This is a genomic window from Burkholderia sp. HI2500 (genome assembly GCF_002223055.1).
GTDB lineage: Bacteria > Pseudomonadota > Gammaproteobacteria > Burkholderiales > Burkholderiaceae > Burkholderia.
On the sequence record NZ_NKFL01000006.1, the window covers coordinates 2,347,756 to 2,365,055 of the forward strand.

Sequence of the window (17,300 nt, forward strand, 5' to 3'; positions counted from 1 at the left end):
GCGCCGCACGTTGTTCGTTGACCGGCGACCGGCGCCGGGGCGGACGGCGGTGCGCCTGTCGCGCACGGCCGATTCCGTCGATCAATCTGGAAAACGTTTTTCAAAGAATAGGACGTGCGCCCCTGCCCTGTCAGTCGGGGATTTCGATGAGTCATCTCAAATTAGTCAACCGCAAAAGAGACGACTGTTTCACTACATGGCATTAACCGTTTTTCCCCGATTTTCCCGACCGGCGTGCGCGAGGGCGGCCGCCGAGACACATGTCCGATTCCAGCCAGAATCGGCGGGCGGGATGGTTTACAGTCGTCTCATGCGCCTCGATCCCGACACCTGCTATGACGCCCTGCTTTCGCGGAACCGCCGCTTCGACGGCTGGTTCTTCGTCGGCGTCGCGACGACGGGCGTGTATTGCCGCCCCGTCTGCCCGGTGAAGCCGCCGAAAGCGCAGAACTGCAGCTACTACCCGAGCGCCGCGGCCGCCGAGAAAGCCGGCTTTCGACCCTGCATGCGCTGCCGCCCCGAGCTCGCGCCCGGCCACGGACTGCTCGACCTGTCCGGCACGCTCGCCGACGCGGCCGCCACGCTGATCGAGGACGGTTTCCTGAACGCGCATTCCGTCGATGCGCTCGCACGGCGTGTCGGCGTGACCGAACGCCACCTGCGCCGGATCTTCGGCGCGCAGTTCGGTGTGTCGCCGGTCGAGTTCGCGCAGACGCACAGGTTGCTGATGGCCAAGCGGTTGCTGACCGATACCGCGCTGCCGGTGGCCGTCGTCGCGTCCACGGCCGGGTTCGGCAGCGTGCGGCGCTTCAACGACCTGTTCCTGCAGCGGTACGGCCTCAATCCACTCCGGCTGCGCAAAGGAGCCCGCGCGTCGGCCGATGGCGACATGACGTTCCCGCTGCCGTATCGCCCGCCGTTCGCGTGGGACGACCTGATGCGCTTCCTTGCGCAGCGGCAGATCGACGGTGTCGAGCGGATCGATGCGCAGGGTTATGCGCGTGTCGTCGAATTGCCGAACCCGAACGTCAACGACGGTAGCGGGCGTATTGCCGGCTGGCTGTCCGTCGCGCATGTGCCGCAGCGCTTCGCGCTGGCCGTCACCGTGTCGCCCTCGTTGACGCCGGTCGTACCGGCCGTACTCGCGCGTGTGCGGCGGCTGTTCGATCTCGACAGCCGCCCCGACGTGATCGACGCGCATCTCGGCGAACTCGCGAGCGGCTCGCCGGGCCTGCGTGTTCCCGGCGCGTTCGACGGCGTCGAGATCGCGATCCGAGCGATTGCAGGCGAACAGCTTGCGGCGACGCATGCGGGCGCGCCGGTGCTGGCGCGCATCGCCGAACGTTTCGGCACATCGATCAAAGGCGCGCCGCCGGGCCTCATGCACGCGCTGCCCTCCGCCGCGACGCTGGCCGCCCTGCCGCCTTCCGCGCTTGAAACGATCGGCATCGCGCGCGAACCCGCACGGGCGATCGTGTCGCTCGCCCGCGCCGTCGACGACGGCACGCTCTCACTCGAACCGATGGCGCCGCTCGACATGACGCTTGACGCATTGCGCGCGCTGCCCGGCTTCGACGAGCACGCGGTGCAGTACGTCGCGATGCGCGCGATGGCCTGGCCGAATGCGTTCCCGGCCGACGATGCGTGGCTGCCCGCGCGCAGCGAGCGCACCCGTGTGCCATCATCCGCGCCGCATGCGGCGCGCTGGGCGCCGTGGCGCGCGTATGCCGCACTGCACGTGTGGCGCCTTCATGGAGATGTGTCGCGATGACTCCCGCTCACCTGATTCCGAGCCCGCTGGGCGACATCGCCGTGCGCATCGAGGACGATGCGCTGACGGGCCTTTACTTCGTCGGCCAGAAATACTTCCCGCCGGTTGCGATCGTGACCGAGGCAGACGCGCTCGCGATGTCGCCGCTTGCGCGCAAGGTCGCGGAAGAAGTCGCCGAGTACTTCACCGGCATGCGCGAGACATTCTCCGTGCCGATTCACCTGCGAGGCACCACGTTTCAACGACGCGTATGGAAGGAACTGCTCGCGATTCCGTTCGGCGAACTCGTGACGTACGGCGACATCACCGAGCGCGTCGGGTTGCCGATGAGCGGCGCGCGCGCCGTGGGCGGTGCGGTCGGCCGGAACCCGGTGTCGATCATGGTGCCGTGCCATCGCGTGGTCGGCGCATCGGGCAGCCTCACCGGCTATGCGGGCGGCATCGATCGCAAGCGCGCGCTGCTGTCGCTCGAAGGCGCGGGGTTCGAGCGCGGCGCCCACCATCCGGTGCAACAGGCGCTCGCGTTCTGAGTGGAGGCGTGCGGCCGCGTCACGCGTTCAACACGGGCCGGCGCGCTTCACGCTTCGCATACGCGCCGGGCGTCACCTGAAATTTCGCCTGGAACAGCGCGATGAACGACGACGTCGAGTCGTAGCCCAGTTGCGCGGCCACCGCGCCGATCGGCTCGCCCGCATCGAGCAGCGGCAGCGACGCCAGCAGCCGCACCGCCTGCCGCCATTCGGTAAACGACAGCCCCGTGTCCTGCCGGAAGAGGCGCGACAGCGTGCGTCGCGTCGCGCCGACCTGATGCCCCCATTCGTCGAGATTGCGCGTATCGCCCGGATCCGCATGCAACGCCCGCGCGATTTTCAGCAGACGCGGATCGCGCGGCAGCGGCACCGTCAGCGGCGCCTGCCGCATGCGTGCGATCCGGTCCGCGATCAGGCAGACGAGCGCACCGTCCGGCCCCGTCTCGTCGTAGTTCACCGGCAATTCGGCCGTAGCGAGCACCAGCTCGCGCAGCAGCGGCGTCATGCAGAGGATCGCGCAATCGTCGTGCACGTCGTCGCGCGCGATCGCCGCATCGAGATACAGGCTGTGGAACGCGACGCAATCGCGCGTCGACACCGCATGCGGCACGTGCGGCGGAATCCACATCGCATAGTGCGGCGGCAGCAGGTGCCGGCCCGACGGCGTCGACACCTCGAGCACCCCGCTCGTCGCATACATCAGCTGCGCCCACGGATGACTGTGCGCGTCGATGCTCACGTTGCCGGGAATCCCGAACGCACGCACATACAGCGGCCTCGGCAGGCGCGCCATCGGCGGCACCGCGTAAGGGTCACCCGATTGTCCCGCCAGCACCATAAGACGTCCTCCGAAGGTCATTGCACGAACGAGCGCGATGCTACCGTGGCGGCTCTTCTTTCACACGGCTTCCGCTCATGAGCGCTCATACCCGCACCACCCGCAAGACCGTCACCGCGATCCGTTCGACCAAGGGCATCGGCAGCCTCGTGTCGCTGACCGCGTATTCCGCGCCGATGGCGAAGCTCGTCGACGAGGTGGCCGACGTGATCATCGTCGGCGACTCCGTCGGCATGGTGCTGTACGGGATGCCCGATACGCTGCGCGTCACGCTCGACATGATGATTGCACACGGTGCGGCCGTCGTGCGCGGCGCCGCGCAGGCATGCGTCGTCGTCGACCTGCCGTTCTCGACGTACCAGGAATCGCCCGCGCAAGCGTATCGCTCCGCCGCGCGCCTGCTCGCCGAAACCGGCGCGCAGGGCGTGAAGCTCGAAGGCGGCAGCGAGATGGCCGACACGATCCGCTTCCTGACCGAGCGCGGCATTCCGGTGATGGCGCACGTCGGCCTCATGCCGCAACGGGCCAACGCGACGGGCGGCTTCCGCGCGCAGGGGATGGACCCGCGCTCGGCCGCGCAGGTGTTCGATGCCGCATGTTCGGCGGAACGGGCCGGCGCGTTCAGCGTCGTCGTCGAAGGGACGGCCGAAGCGCTTGCGCGCCATATCACCGAAACGCTGACGATCCCGACGATCGGCATCGGCGCATCGCCCGCGTGCGACGGGCAAGTGCTCGTGACCGAGGACATGATCGGCGCGTTCGATGCGTACACGCCGCGCTTCGTGAAGCGTTATGCCGATGCGAATGCGGTGATGCGCGAGGCGATTCGTCAGTACGCGCACGACGTGCGGCAGCGTGTGTTCCCGGAACCCGCGCATTGCTTTGGGTATGGCAAGCCGCTGCAACGGATGGGCGCGGATGATGCGGCTGCGTGATGACGTGATGACGTCGCGCAGGCATTCGTGAACGCATGGCGAATGATGGTGCGATCACCTCACACGCGCTTGCGCATCGCGTGCGTGACCCGGGCGTTCGCTTCGAACTTCGCGCGATGCGTCGAGAAGAACGTCCGCACGTTGCGGACGTTCGATGCGCCGGTGAACAGCCGCCGCGCGAATTCGTCGTATTCGGCGACGTCGGCCAGATCGGCCACCACCACGAAATCCGGCCCCGGCGACACGCGATAGCACTGCGTGACGGCCGGCTCCGCGCACACGTACGTTTCGAACGCGTCGTAGTCTTCGGCCGTCTGCCGGTCGAGGCTGATCTCGATCAACGCGGTGACGGCCGTGCCGATCGCCGCCGGGTCGAGCACCGCGACCTGCCGACGAATCACGCCGGCTTCCGTCAGCCGGCGCACACGGCGCATGCAGGTGGGCGGCGACGACAGCGCCCGCTCGGCCAGTTGCAGGTTCGACACCGACGCGTCGTCCTGCAGGATCGCGAGGATGCGCAGGTCGAGATCGTCGAGGGTGATGCCGGCCATTGGCGGCTCCTTCCGGTCAGGGCGTGAAATTTAATTTCAACATGATAAATGATCTGCCATTCGTTTCATTTGTTCTTATATTTTGAAATTTAATTCCATTTGGCTCGCCCTACCATCGCTGTCACTGATCCAGACAGGACATTTACGGAGCGCGATATGTGTGGAATTGTCGGGGCGGTCGCCCAGCGGGACATCCTGCCGAACCTGGTCGACGGCCTGAAGCGGCTCGAATACCGCGGCTACGATTCGTGCGGCGTCGTGGTGTACCGCGACCGGGCGCTGGCGCGCGCCCGCAGCGTCGATCGTGTGGCCAACCTGCAGCGCGAGATCGCCGCGCATGCGCTGTCGGGCTACACCGGCATCGCGCATACGCGCTGGGCCACGCACGGCGCGCCCGTCACGCTCAATGCGCATCCGCACTTCTCGCCGAGCGACGCCAATGCGCGCATCGCGCTGTCGCATAACGGGATCATCGAGAACTGCGATCAACTGCGTGCGGAACTGCAGGCGCATGGCTACGTGTTCGCGAGCCAGACCGACAGCGAGGCGATCGCGCACCTGATCGATCATCTTTACGACGGCGATCTGTTCGATGCCGTGCGGCGCGCGGTTGCGCGACTGCGCGGCAGTTATGCGATCGCGGTGATGTGCCGCGACGAACCGCACCGGATCGTCGGTGCGCGTGATGGCATGCCGCTCGTCGTGGGTGTCGGCGAAGGCGAGAATTTTCTGGCGTCGGATGCGATTGCGCTGTCGGGGATTACCGATCGCATCGCTTACCTCGAGAACGGTGATGTTGCCGATATCCAGCTGCATCGCTACTGGATCGTCGATGCGGCCGGCCAGCGTGTCGAGCGCGCGGTGCAGCGGGTCGCCGCGCATAGCGGTGCGGCCGACCTCGGGTCGTATCGCTACTACATGCAGAAGGAAATCTTCGAGCAACCGCAGGCGGTGGCCGATACGTTGCTCGATGTGTCGTCGATCATGCCGGAGTTGTTTGGTGATGGTGCTTGGCGGGTTTTCAATGACGTCGATTCGGTGTTGTTGCTCGCGTGTGGCGGTAGTTATCACGCGGCGCTCACGGCGAAGTACTGGATCGAAAGCATCGCGAAGCTGCCGGCCAGCGTAGAAATTGCCAGCGAGTTTCGGTATCGCGATAGTGTGCCGAATCCGCGTACGCTCGTTGTCGCGGTGTCGCAGAGCGGCGAGACGGCTGATGTGCTGGGTGCGGTGCATGTCGCGAAGCGCATTGGGATGATGCATACGCTCGCGATCTGCAATGTCGCCACGAGCGCGTTGATGCGGGAATGTGCGCTGCAGTTTGTCACGCGCGCAGGGATCGAGATCGGGGTGGCTTCGACGAAGGCTTTCTCGACGCAGCTCGTTGCGTTGTTTCTGCTGACGTTGTCGCTTGCGCAGGTGCGTGGGCGGTTAAGCGACGACGACGAGAAGGAGCATCTGCGTGCGCTTAGGCATCTGCCGGATGCGATGTCGAAAGTGCTCGCGCTCGAGCCGCAGATCATGGCCTGGTCGGAACTGCTCGCACGACGCGACAACATGCTGTTTCTCGGGCGCGGGATGCATTATCCGATCGCGCTGGAAGGCGCGCTGAAGATGAAGGAGATTTCGTATATTCACGCGGAGGCTTATCCGGCGGGGGAGCTTAAGCATGGGCCGTTGGCGTTGGTGAGTGACGAAATGCCGGTGATTGCGGTGGCGCCGAACGACATGCTGCTTGAGAAGCTACGCTCGAACATGCATGAGGTCAGTGCGCGGAATGGCCGGCTTTTTGTGTTCGCGGATGTGGACTGTGGGTTGGTGCCGAGCGAAGGGATCGAGGTGATTCGGCTGAACGAATACTACGGGCCGCTTTCGCCGATCCTGCATACGGTGCCGATGCAACTGCTCGCGTATCACGCTGCACTGGCAAGAGGGACGGATATCGATAAGCCAAGGAATCTGGCGAAATCGGTGACGGTGGAGTGAGGGTGGACCTATCCGGGGCCTAAGGGCCCTGAGTCTTCCAGTACATACCTCCGGCATATTTCACAGCCTCGGATTTCGTCCGACAGGACTCGTCGAACACGGTAGACGAGTCGATAGCCTGACGAGCAGCATTGTCCGAGAGGGGCAGGTACTTGAGCATTAGCCGTAGAGATCTGTTTTTTGTAAAATAAACGGCCAATCTTTATAAATCAATAATTTACGATGATTCCAAGAGGTGTTCTGGCCGCTTGGCCGCTGAGAAACTTCGGAAAGCTCACCGGGGGTCCCCGTCCGCGCTAGATGGAACGTTCGAACGGTTGAACTAGCACGTCGCTGTACAGAAAAACAGGCTGTATGCACGACACGTACACCCCAGATCGCCTCATGTGACAAGGGTCTCGCGGTGCTGTACTTTCCACAGAAAGTACAGAAAATCTAGGGCCCGACCGGTGTGAGCCGATGGCCTCATGCAATCGGTATCGACAGATCACCCGCTTCGGCGTCATGCCCACATCGCTGGAAAACGCTGCTGCAGCGTGCGCGCGCTCAACCCCGCACACTCGACATGTTCCGTTGCGGCGCCCCCTTTACCGGCGCAAAGCCTCGCGCAAGCAACCCGCTATTTCGACAGACTCAGCTTCTTCAACAACACCGCCCCACTCGCCTGACTCACGAGCGAAATGGATTCGACATCGAGATACAACCTCGAAGTTCTCGTCGTGATGTCGGTCGGCTCGTCGTTGTTCGGCTCGGCGTGCTCGACGTGTTCGGTCAGATACGGCCGGACCAGGCGCCCGGAAAGAGCCAACACGAACCCGCCCTGCGCTTGCGCGTACGCAGCGGGTGACAGCCTCACGCTGCCGCGCACCGTGGACTTCCTGCCTTTTCCGGGATCGAGTTCGATGATGTCGATCAGCTGGATATAGCCTTTTGCCTTCGCCTCGGGTGCGATCACGAGCCCTCGCCCCCGCGGCCCGGTAATGACCTTTCTGAGCAGGATGCCTGTCCGGCCTTCGCCGTCGGCGTCGACCAGGTCGACGTTCACCTTCAACAGATGCTTCTGCGACTGATATCGCAGCCCGTACGACACCGGCACCAGGAAAGTGACCTCACGATCCAGGTTGACCGCGGCCAGGTCGGCGTTCTGGCCATGTTTGTCGGGCACGCCGGGGATCAGGCCGCGGACGCGATCGCTCAGGGACGGGGACGCGCTTTTGACGTGCAGCTTCTCCAGCGCTTCCCGAATCGCAACCGGATCGTCGCCGACGATCGGCCGTGTGAGCGACGTGTTGGCCGAAACGGCAGGCGCGACGCTCGCCGTTTCGTTGACATGGTCGGCCGCTGCACGCGTCGCGACCGGGGCCAGCATGGTCGCCACGGCGACGACGCACGCCACGTTCCTACGGCCCAACATGGATCTCCGGTGAATCACGACACACTCCTGATTTTCTAGCGAATCGGTCGACGATGAGATCGGCAGGCTCAAACGATCGGTAACGGTCCAACCGTTCGAGTTCACCGGCCCCCTGCGCGACACATCATAGGATCATTGCCAGTTCGACGGCAGGCCGGTGCGCCACACTATCGTATTGCCCAGACTACAACAATTCCCGACACGCGAGCAGCAGCGCGACGGGCGGGGGCAGTGACATTCAGTTGCCCGTCGCCGACCCACCCCGCACGAAATGATGCTCCACCTTCGTGCGCAGTACGCCATCGAGCGCGGCCAGCCGCTCGCGCAGTCGAACCGCTTGCCCCTCCGTCATTTCCCCGAGAACGATCTTTTGCTCGAGAACGTCACCACAGCGGGTGATGGCCCACCGATCGACCGTGGCGGTTTCGCCTTCGAGCACGGCAGCCGCGGTCGAGACGATGCCCGGATTCCGTCTCGACACGAGATGAACCGTATGCGTCAGCGTGAAACCAGGGAGGTAGTGTGACCAGTCTTCACAGACCGTCGGACAGGAGGCAGAGGTAGCTTGACGCATGGTTGCTCCGGATGAGTGGTTATCGAACCGGTGCCAGCCATGCTGCTCCCGTTTCGTTGCCGTAAATCGGCCGCATCGCCTCAGAGGCGTCCACCTTGCCCGGGAGGGCAGGTTGGCGTCGGAGAATCCGACTCTGGATGCTTGACTTCTTATGTTCGACATTCCGAACGTTGGTTCATTATACCGAAAACCCGATATCAGGCAAGGCGTGCCCGGAGAGCGACATTTTGGCCGGACGGCGCCACCGATCCAGCCCGCGCACCGGTGGCGCCCGTAGACGTTCAAATTGCGGGCGCCCAGCAGACGCTACGTGAAGGAAATGGTGAGGTGGCAACCTTAATTATTCTCACCGCACGCCGACGTGCGCGGTAAGACGAGTGGGGTCTCCATCAAGTCCTTACGGACAGGCCCGACTTTGGCTATCGCATCGCCACCGGACATCGTAGCCAATCATGAACAGCGCTTTCTCCGCCAGCAGGAATTCGGACTTGCCGACGATCCGGTCGATGCAGTAAGCGCCCAGGCGTGCGAATCTCGCCCGCTCGACGTTGCTCAGGCTGTGCAAGTTCGGCAACGTAAGATGCGCGCATGACGCGTCGCGGCGACGCTTCGATTCCCGGCTTGACGGGAAACGGAACGCGTCCGGCAGTGCGTGGGAAACGCGGCGTGCGATGAGGCCAAGCGCCCCCGTGACACGACCGTCGAAAATGAGCACGTCTTGCGTGGGCGCGAACCATCCTGCAGAAAAATCCATTGCCGCGGCCGCAAAGATTTTCGTCGTCCCGGACGTCATCGGAATGCCACCCTCCGAAAACACCGCATCGAGACTCGACGTCGACGTTGCGCGCAGCGCGCGCGTCGCGGTGCGAATGCTCGATATCAGGTTTCCCCGTTGCGTTTGTTCGTCGAGCCACTCGACGCGAGCAGCATGCGGACGGCCGCGAACGCCTCCCCAATCCAGAATCTTCCGGCACACCACATTCGTTGTCGCTTCATTTCCGGCGCGCATCGCGCCTTGGAGCGCGGCGCTCAACTGTTCGAACGTCCCAGCGGGATGGTTCGGCCACGAGTAGCGATGTCCGGCCTCCTGCAAACTCGAACACCACCACGTGACCGCGCCGCTGCTCTGACGTCGCCACGGCTCCCAGACGCGCGCCCCCTTCCCCCTTGTAGTGGTTTTGTAGCAGTGGAAATGGCCCGCGTTTCCGCAGTGGCCGGGGCCGCTGCTGGCAGGCTCGTCGACATCGGTGCCGAGCCAAAGTTTTCTGACGGCATCGACGTATGCGGCGGAGAGTTCCGGCCGCACTTCCTCTTGATTCAAGTCCGGACCATCGACGACTGCAGCCCACTTGTCTCGATACGGCATCAACCCTTCGATCGGCTGCCAGTCGACGACCGCCTCGCTCCGCGCAATGTCGTCGAGGCCCTTATTCGCTTCAGGGCCCGTCCATCGAGATTCGAGTTGCTTCAGTTCTTCCAGATTCACATGCCCCCCCGTAAAAACAGCACATGCGTCATTTCAATACCCGTGCACGTGAACACCGGGACCATATTGAAGCGATCGTCGTAGAGAAATGGCGAGCCGATGCAAAGTGCCATCGGGCAATGCGGCAGCGCAGAAAAGACAAAGAGCGCACAAGCGCCCTTCACTGTCGACCGCAAGCCCGACTTCGCGTTATCGAAGCAACTGCATCCCGTTAGTCATGAAACGCACTGGATGGGCGGGAACTGCGCAAGCTTTCGATCTGGCTCTCCAGTTCTTCACGCCTGTAATCGTCCTCGGGAAGTTCCTTGAGCTTCAATTCCAGATCGGAAATTTTCCAGTCGACATCGCGAATCTTTTCGTGGCGCTCACGTACCTGCCGGCCACTCTCGGAAAGCTCCTCGGCGCGCGCGATCTGCTCCGACGACATGTTTTCCCGATTCTTATCGAGATGCTCTTCCGCCCGCTTCCCTGCCTGTGAAACCATTCCCGGCACAACCTCGGTCACCGCGAATTTCCCGACGTTGAACAACCCTTTCCCGAGCAGCTTCAAACCGGCAGTAGCACGATCCCCGCCGCTCCGGTAGCTGCCTGTCAGTTCCTTCCAGTCGTCGCCCAGACCAAAGTACTTACCCATGTCGCGTCTCCCGTTACCGGATCTCGATCAAGTTGAATTCATAACCGCTGGAGAATTTGCTCGAGTGCTGGCTGCGCGCCTTGCCTTCGGCCTGCTTCATGGCCATGAAATCCGATTCGGCCTTGACCATGACGGTATATCGGCTGGCGCTCGAACCTTTGCGCAATTCGTAGGATACGGTGTAGTTCTTCATTTGACTCTCCTTGAATCGAGTGATCAGACACGATGCTTCAATACATAAATAACTATCGACAATCAGCACCGCAACTTTAGTGAGCGGTTCGCAAATTCCCGAACTTTCTGCGTCACAAAGGACCCGCAAACGCTTGCGGCCCTTTCAACCTTCCCCGCAATGCATCGCCCGATCGCAATCCCGACACCAAACTGCCGAACAGTATCGATGTGCATCGGAACAATTTGTGTCCCGATCGTACGTAGAATCCGATTCTTCTTTAGCATCGACGTCATCGCGCGCAATCGCATCGACGGTGCGCGGAGAAATCGACCAAAAAAGCGTGATCGAGGGACCAGTGACAACATCATTAGACGAAGCAATTCTGCGCATCCTGCCGACCCACCGCGATGCGACGGACTGGATTTCCACGTCTGAAGTCCGGCAACAGCTCGAAGAGCGAGGACACCGCACGAAATACCCGAAGAAGGTCTTGCGGGAACTGATGAAGCTGGAGAAGGACAAGGTCGTCATCTCGACCTCTCGTGGACGCGAATTGCTCTGGCAGCGCAAGCCGTGGCTGCAAGGCACGCGCGACAGCCCGAGTCTCATGGGCGCGGCCGAGGCCGTTGCGTTCCACATCCTCCAGCGCTTCGCAGGGACCAAGCTCCCGGCCGCGGTGACCAAGGATCTCGAACCGCTCTTCGCCGCAGCCGACGTACGGCTGTCGCAGGAGAAGGCCGACAGCCGGATCTACCAGGCGTGGCCCGACAAGGTCGATTCGGTCGACGGCAACTTCACCCTCATCCGCCCCAACCTGAGTGAAGAGATCTTCCAGGTCATTGCGACCGCAACGTTCTTCGAGCGCGAAGTGCTCGTCAAGTATCGCCCGGCCGGCAAGCCCGACACGGAAGACCTGAAGCCGAAGATCCTGTGGCCGCTCGCCCTGGTGGAGTCGGCCGGCGTGATGTACATGGTGGCGCAGGATCCGTCATTCGAGCCACGCAAGGACAAGCCGAGAATCCAGTGGCTTCGCAGTCTGTTCCGGCTGGACCGGATCGTGTCGGCGAGCGAATCCGGCAAGACGTTCAACTATCCTGGCGATTTTCATCTGCGCACCTATATCGATGGAGAGCAGGCTTTCAACTTCCTGACCGAGCCGGCCATTCACCTGAGCATCGCGTTCGACGGCAGCGCCGGCAACCATCTCAAGGAAACGCCGATGGCCAGGGACCAGAAGCTGGAAACCCTGCCCGATGGAAGACTGAAAGTGAGCGGCACCGTCATTCCGAGCCTGAAGCTGCGCTGGTGGCTCCGCTCCTTCGGGGCGAATGCGGAAATCCTCGCGCCGGCGTCCCTGCGCGACGAATTCGCACGCGAGTACGAACGGCTTGCCGCACGATACGGCGCAGCCCGAACCACGCAAGCGTGTCCACCAATGGCGTCGTGACCCCGACAGAAGGATCGACCGTCAACCGAGGGTCGGCAAAAGCCGCCCTCTCCTTCGTCTAACGCGCGCCGGCACGACCGGCCGAATTCGACGTCAGTACGTTTTGATGCGCTTGATCTTGGGAAGCAAGGGTATCGCATACGTACCGATATCCGGCACCGGCGGCATCGACGGCATCTTTTCCGACGAAGCCGCCGGGCCGACGACGTCGAGCGCGCCGCCGTTCTGCACCGTGTGGTACGCCTTCTCCCGGATGTAGGCCACCTGGACGACACACGGGACGGAGACGCGATAGGCGGGCCCCGCCAGCGCCACCGCACCGAACACCAGCCCGAGCGGGGCAACGACACTCGCGGCAGCAGCCACGGCGCCGGATGCGAGCATGGTCGACGCCGCGCCGGCTTTGCCCGCGATGGCAAGCCCCCGGCCGAGAACGGTCGCAGCCGTCGACTCGGCGACGAACGCCGCCACCTTCACCCGGATGTCGCCGTGAGCGGGCGCTTCGCGCAACGCGGCGGCAATCTCCGCGCGCCCGAAATCGGCCAGCGCGCCGAGGCCGACATCCGACAGGATGGTTCGGCGCATGTCGCCGGTCATCGCATCGAGCGCATTCAGAAACAGCTTGCGAAGCATCTGCGTCTCGACAGAAAGCGCCGACTCCCAGCTTTCCACATCGATCTTCAGGTGCTTCGCCACGTCGACGACGAGTTCCTGGTACGACACGCCTTCGCCGCCGCGCATGGCATTGGCGATGCTGTTGCCGCCAAACAGGCGGATTTCGCTCGCGATGTCGTTGCGGTCGACGTGCCCGAATACGCCCGATTCGCAACAGGCCGTCAACTGCGCGAGCCGCGTGCCCGACAGCGCACTGCGGCCCTTCCCCTTGTCGGTCAGGTGCTCGGCCAGGATGGCGAGATCGTCGTCGTCCGCCACTTGCAGCAGCGCGCTCAGGCTCCACCATTTCTCAACAAATTCGTAGGTCATGTTCTTTTCGTTTTCTTGTGTCGCCGGGGACGACAGATCCATTCGTCGGCCGAACACGGGCCGCTGCCCGAGTCCGGATCGTTCAATCGCTGCTTCGATGCGCGCCGTGTGCCCACCGGGCATTACGCAGCCGCGGGCTCGCCCTTGAACATCTCGATCACCATCGCAATCAGCGCGGCGATCAGAAAGCAGATGAAGGTAGCCGCCAGCGCCGTGCCGAGGAGGGTCCCCAGAATCTCGAGGCATCCATTGAGCGCCGTCATCAGCGCAATCCAGAAAATCGTCATGTCGAGCGTTCCTTCATGTCGAGCGTTCCTCAGTGGTTGTCGACGCGGCTTACCGCCCCGTCATGAAAGCGTCCAGGTCGGCGTCGCCCTTGATCAGCAGCGATTCGCTCACGCCGTGTGCACGGGCAAGCGTCAGGCTCGACTCGAGCAGACGCACGTTGGCCTTGAGGTCGAACGCCGCCGTGGTGAGCTCGCCCAGCCGCTCGAATTCCGCTTCGAGGAACGCGAGGGCCTTGCGGACCTCGGCATCGAGCGCGGCCACGATTTTTTTCGTGCGCTCGGCGAGCCTGTCGGTCACTTCGCGCGCCTTCTTCCCGATGAAGGTCGACAGGAACTTGCCCGCGATGGAACCCAGGACGGCGCCCAGCACCGGCACCGGAATCAACGCCTGACCTGCCGCCGTGCACAGCCCCACGATCGCCGCGTCGCTGCAAACGAACATCCCGTTGTCGATGAGCGCGTCGACCGAAATCTTCCCCGACCGATAGTCGGCCACGAGCACCGCCATCCCTTTGGCGGCGCTGACGAAAGCCCCCGCGAAAGGCGCGGACATCTCGGCGCAGTTCGTCAGCGCGTAGATGGCCCCGCCGGCAATGGCGCCACCGGCCGCTCCCTTTGCGGTGGACAGGCCGACCTCCGCCCAGTCTTCGGCGTTGAAGTCGCCGGCGAAAATGTTCTTCCCGTCCCGATACTTCTGCCACAGCTTCGTGGTCAGGCTGACCGCCGCGCCAACCGCCGCCGCGCCGCCTGCTGCCTTCAACCCTTCGGCGACGGAAGGCTCGTGTTCGATGCGGATCTGGTCCTTGAGCGTCTCGTTCTGCTGCTTGAGATCCTGTTCATGGCCGTTGACCGTTTCGTCGACCTTGCCGAGTTGAACTTCACTGTAGGTCGATACCGACGGCTGCACGACCGCCGAAAACGGCTTGCCGCTCGCCAGTTCGATTTGCGCGACCTTCTCCTGAATCGCACGGATCGTCTTGTCGCTCAGTTCGCCGGTATTGCCCTTCAGCACCTCGAGAATCTGCGCGTGCTGGTCCTTCGGGATGTGATAGACGCCGTCGGTCGGGAAATCCTTGTACTTGCCCATATGCTCGAGCACATGCGTCAGCCCCTTGCTCGAACCGTTGATGAACTTCGACTGAAAGTCGATGCCGTCGATTCGATAGTCCATCGGCGCCGTTCGCCCGACACCCTCGAAGGTCGCGCCGGGTGCGACCTGCGCGAGGAAATCGCGGGCGCGGCGAACCGCGACTTCGACCTGCTCCGCGATCTCGCCGTGCTTCGTGTCCATCCGGCCGAGAATCTTCCCGGGTTCACCGATGAATTCGCGCAACGTGTTCATTGCGTCCATCGCGCTGTCGAACGCGCGATCCTGCGCCGACTGCAATGCCGCTTCGGCGGCCACGCGCGCACTGTTGATCGCATCAACCACGACACCCGCGGCCTGGTCGGCCAGGCTCGACGTGCGAGGGAATGAAGCGGCCTCGGGCAACGCGTCGCTCCCGCCAAGGTCCGCTGACGATTGAGTTGTCATGTTCGGGCTCAGGCTGCCTCGGCCAGGATGGTTTTGTTCAACAGCGCGGACAGTGCGCGCACGTGATTGATGAGGGCGCCCAGCGCATCCTTGCTTTCCGCCGAAAACTGGCCGTAGTCGGTCGGCGCGGTTTGCTTCAGCGCGGCAAGCAAGGATTTCATGCCGGCCGAATGGGTCAGCGTCAGCGTCTTGAGCCCATCGATTTCGCCTGCGGCCATCCGGAGCGACGCGATCCCTTTCTCGATCGGGATACGCCGCTGGTGTGCTTCCTCCGCGACCTTCGCATTGGCGCGCCACATGAACACGCCGCCACCCACGACCGCCGCGCCGGCCAGCGTCCAGCCCACCGGGCCGGCCAGCGCGAGAAGCGCGCCGCCCGCGGACATCCCGCCGCCGCCCGCCGCCAGCGCGCCGCCACCCAGCCACGCCAGTGCGGCGTTGGTCGCCGCGGCGCCGGAGAGCGATGCGATTGCCGTGCCCGTCGACGCCGTGCCGAACGTGGTCGCGATGGCCATCGCCGCCGTCGGCGCCAGCAACGCGGTCGATGCGCCGGCGGCCACACCCATGCCCGTCGCCGCGCCGCCCGTCACGTTGATGTCGTGCATTTGCCGGTCGACTTCGGTCACCACGCCTTCGAAGGTCCGGTATTCGACCTTGTATTCAGCAAACGCGCGATCGAACTCCTTCGGCGTCGATGCCAGGCTGTTGACGTAGGCCTCGACTTCGCCGATCAGCAGTTCACTGCTCTCGCGCCGCAGCGTGTAAAGCTCCGTCGCGAGCGCCTGCACCGCACCCTGGCGCTTGTCGTATTCCTTGGCTGCTGCCTCGAGCTGGCTGCGTGCGGTCGCTGCCGCCTCTCTGTTAAGCATGTCAATCTCCGGTCTGTATCGTCATTCCAACGCCACCCGTTCACGTCGGGCATGCGTCGGGCCGCAACGGCGGCTGTGGGGGGCATGCGCATCTCGCGCCTGAAGCCGAGAAATATTCCATCGACTTAACGGCGCCAACAGCAGCCAACTTTAGGTTCGCGGCCGCCTCTTTGATCGATGCGTCAGGCCGGATCGTGATGTTCGTTCGGGACAATTCATGTCCCGAACGAGCATGCTGCGAAAGACTGCGCTTCAGACGCGCGTCGGATGATGCCGCGCAGAACACTTTCGACCACGCGACACGATTCCGCGGGACTATCAGGACACGATTTGTCCCAGGTGGGCCGCATCCTCGCCTGCAGTCATTGGAGAGCCCATGAATTCAGGCATGAAAATCACCGTTGCGGTTTCCGCGCGGGCACTGTTCGACTTCGACGCGGAGCATCTCGTGTATCGGGACGATGATCCGTCGGCTTACCGAGCGCTGCAGGCGTCGAGACTCGACGTGCCGGCCAGCCCCGGTGTCGCGTTCCCGCTGGTGCGCAAGCTGCTGGCATTCAATCGCGACGACGAGGCAACCGTTGACGTCGCGATTCTGTCGCGCAACGACCCCGCGACCGGCCTCCGGGTGTTTGCGTCGGCGCGGCATCACGGGCTGGCGATTCACCGGGCGATCTTCACCGGCGATGCACAGCCTCATCGCTACCTCGCACCGCTGGGCGCCAACCTGTTCCTTTCGACGCATGCCGGGGATGTCGAGAACGCGATGGCCGCCGGGTTCCCAGCGGCCTGCCTGTATCCGGCGCCAGCCTCTGCCGGCTGCACGCACGACGACGAATTGCGCATCGCCTTCGACGGGGATGCCGTCCTCTTCAGCGATGAAGCGGAGCGCGTGTTCCAACGGCGTCGGCTGTCCGCATTCAACGACCATGAAATGCGTCATGCGCACGCGCCGCTGCAGCCTGGCCCGCTCAAGCCGTTCCTCGTTGCCCTGTGTGCGCTGCGCGGCCTGCGCGCATCCGGCATCAACGTGCGCACCGCGCTGGTGACCGCACGCAGCGCCCCGGCACACGAGCGCGCCATTCGCACGCTGATCGCGTGGGGTATCACGGTCGATGAAGCAATGTTCCTCGGAGGCAGGAACAAGGCTGGCTTCCTCGCGGAATTTCGCCCCGACATCTTCTTCGACGATCACGTCCGCAACTGCGAATCAGCCGCACACCGGGTCGCGACCGGCCACGTGCCATACGGCATCAACAACGAATCCGGGCTGATTCTTCATTGA

18 protein-coding genes and 1 riboswitch are annotated in these 17,300 nt (G+C 63.6%); of the genes, 7 read left to right on the forward strand and 11 right to left on the reverse strand.

The features are described from left to right. Positions 1 to 292 precede the first annotated feature (292 nt). Together CFB45_RS28215 and CFB45_RS28220 are read left to right on the forward strand one after the other, a co-directional pair. Positions 293 to 1,771, forward strand: a complete 1,479-nt coding sequence (locus CFB45_RS28215; protein ID WP_089428367.1) for a bifunctional transcriptional activator/DNA repair enzyme AdaA — start codon at positions 293 to 295, stop codon at positions 1,769 to 1,771. Further along, positions 1,768 to 2,301, forward strand: a complete 534-nt coding sequence (locus CFB45_RS28220) for a methylated-DNA--[protein]-cysteine S-methyltransferase (protein ID WP_089428368.1) — start codon at positions 1,768 to 1,770, stop codon at positions 2,299 to 2,301. Before CFB45_RS28215 ends, CFB45_RS28220 begins: the two co-directional genes overlap by 4 nt. A gap of 19 nt (positions 2,302 to 2,320) precedes the next feature. Here the strand turns inward: CFB45_RS28220 and CFB45_RS28225 are convergent, their stop codons facing one another. Further along, entirely contained in the window at positions 2,321 to 3,139 is an 819-nt protein-coding gene (locus CFB45_RS28225; RefSeq protein WP_069250717.1) for an AraC family transcriptional regulator, read from the reverse strand. 77 nt (positions 3,140 to 3,216) lie between these two features. Between CFB45_RS28225 and panB the strand changes: the two genes are divergently transcribed. Then, positions 3,217 to 4,074: a 3-methyl-2-oxobutanoate hydroxymethyltransferase gene (gene panB, locus CFB45_RS28230; RefSeq protein ID WP_089428369.1), complete on the forward strand. Its 858-nt coding sequence runs from the start codon at positions 3,217 to 3,219 to the stop codon at positions 4,072 to 4,074. A gap of 59 nt (positions 4,075 to 4,133) precedes the next feature. Here panB and CFB45_RS28235 read toward each other — a convergent pair whose 3' ends face one another. Continuing rightward, positions 4,134 to 4,625, reverse strand: coding sequence for an Lrp/AsnC family transcriptional regulator (locus CFB45_RS28235; protein ID WP_089428370.1), 492 nt, complete (start codon positions 4,623 to 4,625; stop codon positions 4,134 to 4,136). Positions 4,626 to 4,781: 156 nt separating this feature from the next. Here CFB45_RS28235 and glmS point away from each other — a divergent pair, with 156 nt between their 5' ends. Continuing rightward, positions 4,782 to 6,611 (forward strand): glutamine--fructose-6-phosphate transaminase (isomerizing), encoded by a 1,830-nt coding sequence (gene glmS, locus CFB45_RS28240; protein WP_089428371.1) that lies wholly within the window; start codon positions 4,782 to 4,784, stop codon positions 6,609 to 6,611. Positions 6,612 to 7,230: 619 nt separating this feature from the next. Here the strand turns inward: glmS and CFB45_RS28245 are convergent. The 5 genes from CFB45_RS28245 to CFB45_RS28270 all read right to left on the reverse strand — a co-directional run bounded on the left by CFB45_RS28245 (position 7,231) and on the right by CFB45_RS28270 (position 10,912). After that, positions 7,231 to 8,025: a hypothetical protein gene (locus CFB45_RS28245; protein WP_256978384.1), complete on the reverse strand. Its 795-nt coding sequence runs from the start codon at positions 8,023 to 8,025 to the stop codon at positions 7,231 to 7,233. A gap of 238 nt (positions 8,026 to 8,263) precedes the next feature. After that, positions 8,264 to 8,599, reverse strand: a complete 336-nt coding sequence (locus CFB45_RS39160; RefSeq protein ID WP_179255107.1) for a hypothetical protein — start codon at positions 8,597 to 8,599, stop codon at positions 8,264 to 8,266. 42 nt (positions 8,600 to 8,641) lie between these two features. Next, positions 8,642 to 8,745: riboswitch (SAM-I-IV-variant riboswitch) on the reverse strand. A 251-nt stretch (positions 8,746 to 8,996) separates the two neighbouring features. After that, entirely contained in the window at positions 8,997 to 10,085 is a 1,089-nt protein-coding gene (locus CFB45_RS38630; protein ID WP_144025238.1) for a hypothetical protein, read from the reverse strand. A 211-nt stretch (positions 10,086 to 10,296) separates the two neighbouring features. Then, positions 10,297 to 10,719, reverse strand: coding sequence for a hypothetical protein (locus CFB45_RS28265; RefSeq protein ID WP_089428375.1), 423 nt, complete (start codon positions 10,717 to 10,719; stop codon positions 10,297 to 10,299). A gap of 13 nt (positions 10,720 to 10,732) precedes the next feature. After that, positions 10,733 to 10,912, reverse strand: coding sequence for a hypothetical protein (locus tag CFB45_RS28270; protein WP_089428376.1), 180 nt, complete (start codon positions 10,910 to 10,912; stop codon positions 10,733 to 10,735). A gap of 226 nt (positions 10,913 to 11,138) precedes the next feature. On the opposite strand from CFB45_RS28270, the gene CFB45_RS28275 reads away from it, so the two are divergent. Further along, the gene (locus CFB45_RS28275) at positions 11,139 to 12,341 is read left to right on the forward strand and encodes a helix-turn-helix transcriptional regulator (RefSeq protein ID WP_306427042.1); all 1,203 of its coding nucleotides are present in this window, start codon (positions 11,139 to 11,141) and stop codon (positions 12,339 to 12,341) included. 93 nt (positions 12,342 to 12,434) lie between these two features. Here the strand turns inward: CFB45_RS28275 and CFB45_RS28280 are convergent, their stop codons facing one another. The 3 genes from CFB45_RS28280 to CFB45_RS28285 form a co-directional block, all read right to left on the reverse strand. Continuing rightward, positions 12,435 to 13,325, reverse strand: a complete 891-nt coding sequence (locus CFB45_RS28280) for a hypothetical protein (RefSeq protein ID WP_144025239.1) — start codon at positions 13,323 to 13,325, stop codon at positions 12,435 to 12,437. A gap of 122 nt (positions 13,326 to 13,447) precedes the next feature. After that, positions 13,448 to 13,612 (reverse strand): hypothetical protein, encoded by a 165-nt coding sequence (locus CFB45_RS39165; RefSeq protein ID WP_179255108.1) that lies wholly within the window; start codon positions 13,610 to 13,612, stop codon positions 13,448 to 13,450. A gap of 49 nt (positions 13,613 to 13,661) precedes the next feature. After that, complete coding sequence (locus CFB45_RS28285; protein WP_218828879.1) at positions 13,662 to 14,699, reverse strand: hypothetical protein; 1,038 nt, start codon at positions 14,697 to 14,699, stop codon at positions 13,662 to 13,664. Positions 14,700 to 14,711: 12 nt separating this feature from the next. Between CFB45_RS28285 and CFB45_RS39295 the strand changes: the two genes are divergently transcribed. After that, complete coding sequence (locus tag CFB45_RS39295) at positions 14,712 to 15,089, forward strand: hypothetical protein (RefSeq protein ID WP_218828880.1); 378 nt, start codon at positions 14,712 to 14,714, stop codon at positions 15,087 to 15,089. A 65-nt stretch (positions 15,090 to 15,154) separates the two neighbouring features. Here the strand turns inward: CFB45_RS39295 and CFB45_RS28290 are convergent, their stop codons facing one another. Then, the gene (locus tag CFB45_RS28290) at positions 15,155 to 16,015 is read right to left on the reverse strand and encodes a hypothetical protein (RefSeq protein ID WP_089428379.1); all 861 of its coding nucleotides are present in this window, start codon (positions 16,013 to 16,015) and stop codon (positions 15,155 to 15,157) included. Positions 16,016 to 16,391: 376 nt separating this feature from the next. Between CFB45_RS28290 and CFB45_RS28295 the strand changes: the two genes are divergently transcribed. Next, a complete protein-coding gene (locus CFB45_RS28295) occupies positions 16,392 to 17,300 on the forward strand; it encodes a 5'-nucleotidase (RefSeq protein WP_089428380.1) in 909 nt (302 codons plus the stop codon).